Annotated in this window: 1 protein-coding gene; it reads left to right on the forward strand. The window is 65.7% G+C overall.

Annotation, left to right across the window (positions count from 1 at the left end):
- The first annotated feature begins 183 nt into the window (after nucleotides 1–183).
- Complete coding sequence (locus tag ACIPZF_RS15080) at nucleotides 184–6,561, forward strand: amino acid adenylation domain-containing protein (RefSeq protein ID WP_400800685.1); 6,378 nt, start codon at nucleotides 184–186, stop codon at nucleotides 6,559–6,561.
- Nucleotides 6,562–6,914 lie beyond the last annotated feature (353 nt).

Consider the following 6,914-nt stretch of genomic DNA (forward strand, 5'->3'; position numbering starts at 1 on the left):
GAATTGATGCCATAAACCGGTCAGTTCGCGGTGGATCCCGAAGGATCGAGCCGAGCGTAGGCCATCCTCGGCTGCTGACAATGGCAAATCTCCTACATGTTTTTAAGCTGGCGGGGATGAGCCTGCGGGGTGTCCGGGTTTCAGGGGCCATACAGGGTAGGGTGGCAGTGCTTGAATCCGCGGATGATCAACCAGAAGGACCTGCCCCTCATGCCCGCCGCCGAAACCTTTGCCCTGACCGTTGCCCAGCGCGATATCTGGCTCGACCAGATCAGCCACGGGGACTCGCCGCTGTACAACATAGGCGCTTATGTCGAACTGCAAGGGGCGGTGGATGTGGCGCGGCTGCGTGCGGCCCTGACGCACCTGGTGGCAGTGCATGACGGCTTGCGCACGGTGCTGGTCGGCGGGCAGGGAGTGCCACGCCAGCGCTTTGCCGACGACCTGCAAGTTGCATTGAGCGAACATGACCTTCGAGGCACCGACGCCCCATGGGACGCTGCCCGCAGCTTGCTCAAGGATCGGATGCAAGAGGTATTTCCCCTGGAGGGCGGCCCCTTGTGGGGTGCCCAGTTGATCTGGCTGGAAGATCAGCGCTGTCTGTTGGCCCTGCAGGCGCACCACCTGATTCTCGACGGCTGGGGCGTGGACCTTTGGTTCAAGCAGATCGCCGATGCCTATGAGCTGCTCGGCCAAGGCCTGCCATTACCCGCCTGCGCGCCGTCCTATCGTGAGTTCATCGACGACGATGCGCAGTATCAGGCCTCGCCTCGCCATGGCCGTGACCGCGACTACTGGCTGGCTAAATACCAGCAACTGCCCGACGCACTGCTGGTACCGCGCGAGCGTGGTGCGGTGCTGAGCGATGACCCAAGTGCCGCTCTCGAACAACCCTTCGAGGCCGATTTGCTCGCGCGTATGCGGCATTTGGGGGCGGACCTGCAGGCCTCGGCCTTTCACGTGCTGCTGGCGGCCATGCACGTGTGCTGCGCGCGTACCTGGCAGCGCGACGAATGGGTGGTCGGCCTGCCGGTGCGCAACCGTGGCAATGCCCGTTTGAAGTCGACGATGGGGCTGTTCACCCAGGTCAGCGCCCTGCGGATGGATTTCGGCCGCAGCCGCACATTCGCCGAGCTGGTGCAGGGGATCCGTGATGCCCTGAAGCAGGATTTTCGCCATCAGCGTTTCGCCCTGAGCGAGTTGAACCGGGCCCTCGGCGCCCTGCGTGAGGAACGCCCGCAGCTGTTCGAGCTGATGGTGTCGTTCGAGGAGGACGACAACTCCCTGCGCATGGGCGATAGCAGCGGCCACACCGTGATGGTCTGCAACGGCCACGAACCCACGCCGCTGAGCGTGCATTTGCGCAGCAACAGTCACAGCGACAAGGCTCGCCTGCACCTGGTGTACAGCCGTGCCTGGTTCAGCGCCGAGGAGGTCGACGCTCTGGCCGCTCGGTTGGTGCATGTAATTGAGCAAGGGTTGCAGCAGCCGGGCTTGAGCATTGGCGCCTTCGACCTGCCAACTGTCAGTGAACACGCACAATTGCACCAGTGGAACAGCGCGGCCCTGATGGCGCAGCATGATGAACTGCTGATCCACCGCCGCATCGAGGCCCACGCCAAGGCTATGCCCCAGGCCGTCGCCGCTCGGCATGAAGGCGACAGCCTGAGCTACGGCGAGCTCGATCGACGGGCCAACGGCCTGGCGCGGCAGTTGATCGCGTTGGGTGTCGGGCCAGATCTGCGGGTTGCTGTGATCGCCCAGCGTGGCCTGGATACCCTGGTCGGCTTGTTGGCGACACTCAAGGCGGGCGCCGCCTACGTTCCAATCGACCCCGCTTACCCGCAAGAGCGCCTGGCCTACCTGCTTGAAGACAGCGCGCCATGGGTGGTGCTGACCCAATCGCGGTTGACCGGCCGGCTGCCTGCCCATGGCCTGCCGCAGATCGAGCTGGACCGCCTGTCATGGGCCGAGGCAACCGATGACGCACCTGAAGTGGCCCAGCTTGCGCCGCACAACCTGGTCTATGTGATCTATACCTCGGGCTCCACCGGCCTGCCCAAGGGCGTGATGGTGGAGCACCGGATGCTGGCCAACCTGGTCGATTGGCACTGCAAACGTTTCGATCTGGGGCCTGGTCGTCACCAGTCGAGTCTGGCCGGATTCGGTTTCGACGCCATGGCCTGGGAAGTCTGGCCGGCCTTGTGCAGTGGCGCGACCCTGGACCTGGCACCCGTGCGCGACGGTGCCGAGGATATCGACGCCTTGCTGCGCTGGTGGCGGGCGCAGCCGCTGGATGTCAGCTTCCTGCCGACCCCGGTGGCCGAACATGCCTTCGCCCAGGGCGAACTGCACCCGACCCTGCACACCCTGTTGATCGGCGGTGACCGCCTGCGCCGCCTGGCACGTGAACGCCGCTACCAGGTGGTCAACAACTATGGCCCCACGGAAGCCACGGTGGTGGCCACCTCGGGCGTGGTCGAAGCGGGCCGGCCACTGCATATCGGTGGGCCAGTCGCCAATACCCGCCTGTATGTGCTCGATGAACAACGCCAGCTGTTGCCGATCGGTGCAGCTGGCGAGCTGTACATCGGCGGCAGCGGCGTGGCGCGTGGCTATCTGAACCGGCCGGAACAGACCGCCGAACGCTTTCTCGACGACCCCTACAGCCCAGCGCCCGGTGCCCGCATGTACCGTAGCGGCGACCTGGTCCGCTGGCTGCCTGACGGCACCCTGGAGTACCTCGGTCGCAACGACGATCAGGTGAAAATACGTGGTGTGCGTGTCGAGCTGGCCGAGATCGAGGCCGCCCTCGCCAGTCATGGGGCGCTGCGTGAATGCGTGGTGCTGCTGCGTGAAGGCCAACTGCAGGCGTGGTTTATCGCCAAGGCGCCGGTGACGCCCCGTGAACTGCATGAGCATGTGCGTGACCTGCTGCCCGCCGCCTTGCTGCCAACCGCCTATGTCAGCCTGGCCAAATGGCCGCTCACCGCCAACGGCAAGCTCGACCGCCGCGCCTTGCCTGCAGCGGATGAGGCGGCCAAGGTGCGCCGCGAACACGAAGCGCCGGTTGGTGAAATCGAGCAGCGACTGGCGCTGTTGTGGGCCGAATTGCTGCAGGTCGAGCGGGTAGGGCGCCAGGACCATTTCTTCGAGCTGGGCGGCCATTCGCTGTTGGCGGTGCAACTGGTCGAGCGCATGCGCCAGCTCGGCCTGCAAGCCAATGTGCAGGTGTTGTTCGGCCAGTCGACCCTGGCCAGCCTGGCGGCTGCCGTGGTCGTAGGCGAAGCTGCAACGGTGCCTGGCAATGGTGTGCCGCCAGGGTGCCAGCAGATTACCCCTGCAATGCTCAAACTCACCGAGTTGGACCCGGCGGCCATCGAGCGCATCGTCGCAACTGTGCCGGGCGGTGCAGGCAATGTGCAGGAAATCTACCCGCTCGCCCCCTTGCAGCAAGGCCTGTTGTACCACCATGTCACGGATGCCCGAGACCCCTATCAGCAGCAGGCGCTGTTTGCCTTTGCCGATCGCGCGCAGCTGCAAGCCTTTGCCGATGCCTTGCAGCGGGTGATCGAGCGGCATGACATATTGCGCACCAGCCTGCTCTGGGATGGGCTGGATTCGCCGCAACAAGTCGTCTGGCGCCAGGCGCGCCTGCCGATAGACAGCTGGGTGGCCGAGCGGCCCGGGGCTGAGACGGCGGCGCAGTTGTGCGCGGCCTATGATCCTCAAGAGCGTCCGCTGGACCTGCGCCAGGCACCGATGATGGCCTTGGTCACTGCCGAAGATACTGACCATGGGCGCTGGCTGGGACTGTTGCGCTTCCACCATCTGGTCAACGATGCGGTGTCACTGCAGGTGCTGCTCGGCGAACTGCAAGCCTTTATGCACGAGCAGGGCGAGCAGTTACCGCCTCCGGTGCCGTACCGCGACTATGTGGCGCTCAGCGGCGCTGCCGAGCGCCAGGCCAGTCATGAGGCATTCTTTCGTGAGCAACTGGCCGGGGTAGAGCCCCCTGCGCCTGTGGCCGGGCTGGGGGGGGTGGCGGTTGACGAGCACGACTTGCAGACCCATGCCGTGACACTCGAAGACGGGCTGGCTGATCGCCTGCGTACTCAGGCGCGGCACAACGGGGCGAGCCTCGCCAGCCTGCTGCACCTGGCCTGGGCCCAGGTAATGGGCAGCCTGTCGGGCCGTGACGAGGTAGTGATCGGCACCGTGTTGCTGGGCCGGGCCACGGCCGGCAAGGGCGCCGACCGTGCCATGGGCATGTTCATCAACAGCTTGCCGTTGCGCGTCAGCCTGGCTGGCCCTTCGCTGAGCCAAGCCTTGGCGCTGACCCATGCACGCCTGGCCGATCTGCTCGGGCACGAAGACGCCCCGTTGTTGCTTGCCCAGCGCTGCAGTGGCCTGCCAGCCGCCACGCCGCTCTTCAACAGCCTGATCAACTACCGCCAGGGTGCCTTGCCACAGGGGCAGGTGCTCCCCGGGGTCGAATTGGTCGCGGCCAGTGAGGTCGTGAGCCACGGCCTGGTGCTGACCGTGGATGACGACGGGGCGGCGCTGCAGTTAGCCTTGCGCGCCCCGCGTGCAGTCGGCGCACCACGGGTGCTGGGCTATTTGCTGACGACCTTGCGTCAGTTCGCAGAGACCGAAGCTCAAAGCCAGTCGCTGCACGCCTTGTGCAGTGTGCCAGCCGATGAGTTGCAGCGACTGCTGCACACCTTCAACCAGACCGAAGACCGACAAAGCCCGCTGGACACCACGCTGCCCGCGCTGTTCGAGGCACAGGTCAGGCTTACGCCCCTGGCCATCGCGCTGCAGGCCGATGACGCCAGCCTCGATTACCAGACGCTCAATGCCCAGGCCAACCGGCTGGCTCATCGCCTGATTGCCCTGGGCGTAGGCCCTGACCTGCGTGTCGCCATTTGCGTGGAACGCGGCGTTTCGATGTTGGTAGCACTGCTCGGCGTGCTCAAGGCCGGTGGCGCCTACGTGCCACTGGACCCTGGCCATCCGGCCGAGCGCCTGCGGTTCATGCTTGAGGACAGCGCCCCGACCGTGCTGCTGGTGCATGGCGCCACCCTCGGCCTGTTCGACGCGGCATCGCTCCCGATCCTCGATCTGGACCGTGATGATTGGCAGGCCTGCAGCGCTGAAAACCCGACAGTGCCGGGCCTGGGCCCTGCGCAACTGGCCTATGTGATGTACACCTCCGGCTCCACCGGTACGCCCAAGGGTGTGATGATCGAACACCGTGGCCTGTGCAACCTGATGCACTGGGGCTCGCAGATCTGCCCGCCGCAGCCTGGGGATGCGCTGTTGCAACGCGCGCCGTTCAGTTTCGACGGCTCGGTATGGGAGCTGTTCTGGCCCCTGTGCGCGGGCCTGCGCCTGGTCCTGGCACGCCCCGACGGCCACCGCGACCCGGCGTACCTGGTCGCGTTGATCCAGGCGCGGCAGGTCACCACGATGAAATTCGTGCCAGCGCTGTTGCACCAGTTCCTCGAGCAGCCCGGTGTCGAGCGCTGCACCAGTTTGACCGATATCTTCTGCGGCGGCGGCGAGCTGACCCTGGCACTGCTGCGCAGCGTGCGCGAGCGCCTGCCCAAGGTGCGCGTGCACAACGTCTACGGCCCCACCGAGGCGACAGTGGACAGCACCGCCTGGACCCTGCAGGTGCATGAGCCGCTGCCTGCGCTGGCACCGCCGATTGGCCGACCCATCGCCAACACCCGCCTTTACCTGCTTGACGAGCACGATCGCCCGGTGCCGCTGGGCGCAGTGGGGCAGTTGCACATTGGCGGTGTCGGTGTTGCTCGTGGCTACCTGGGGTTGCCGGCGCTGCAGGCCGAACGCTTCATACCCAGCCCCTTCGTCGAGGGCGATCGCCTTTACCGTACCGGTGACCTGGTGCGCTACCGCCAGGACGGTGAGCTGGACTTCGTCGGCCGTAACGACTTCCAGGTCAAGCTGCGCGGGTTGCGGGTCGAACTGGGCGAGATCGAAGCGGCGCTGGCGGCGCACCCGGCCATCGGGCAAAGCGTGGTACTGATGCGCGAAGAGCGCCTGGTGGCCTATTTCACCTGTCGCGACACCCGTCCTGCACCTGCGCTTGAGGTGCTGCGCAGCCACCTGCTGGCACGCATGCCCGAGTACATGGTGCCCCAGGCGTTCGTCGCCCTGGCGCAGTTGCCGTTGAGCCCCAACGGCAAGGTCGACCGCCGGGCACTGCCGGCACCGGGGCTGGACGCGGTGATCAGCCGTGACTACCAGGCGCCGCAGGGGGAGCTGGAAGCGGCGCTGGCAGGCATCTGGACCGAGGTGCTGAAAATCGAACGGGTCGGGCGGGAAGACAATTTCTTTGAGCTGGGGGGGCATTCGCTGCTGGCGGTCAGCCTGGTGGCGCGTATGCGCCAGGCAGGGTTGCACGTCGATGCGCGCACCTTGTTCAGTCAGCCGACCCTGGCGGGGTTGGCGGCTAGCACCCGGCGCGAGCGGGTTGAAGTGGTGATACCGCAGACCACCATTCCTAGCTTGGGTAAGCGTAGGAGGATTTGAAGGGTTAGCCTTGGTTTTTGGGGTGAGGCTGAAATCGAGCGCCGCCCGCGCGGCGCTTCGCGGGCAAGCCCGCTCCCACTGTCTACCTTTGGCCAGTTATGCCAGTGACATCTTCAGTGTGCGCCCTGTTTGCCCGACTCGATATCGAGGCGAGGCTGTCAGTGGAGATATCGCTGACATAACTTGTGGGAGCGGGCTTGCCCCGCGAAGCGCCGCGCGGGCGGCGCTCGATTTCCGCCGCACCGAATCCCCCAAGGCGAGCCCCTGTCCCCACTTCCCATGTCAGACCGACCGGTCACGATCCATTAGCGTTTCCCCGATCCCTATTTCCAGGCAAAGCAGGATGCTTACCG

It is taken from the genome of Pseudomonas sp. NPDC089752, assembly GCF_044748725.1.
In the GTDB taxonomy this organism is placed as follows: Bacteria; Pseudomonadota; Gammaproteobacteria; order Pseudomonadales; family Pseudomonadaceae; genus Aquipseudomonas.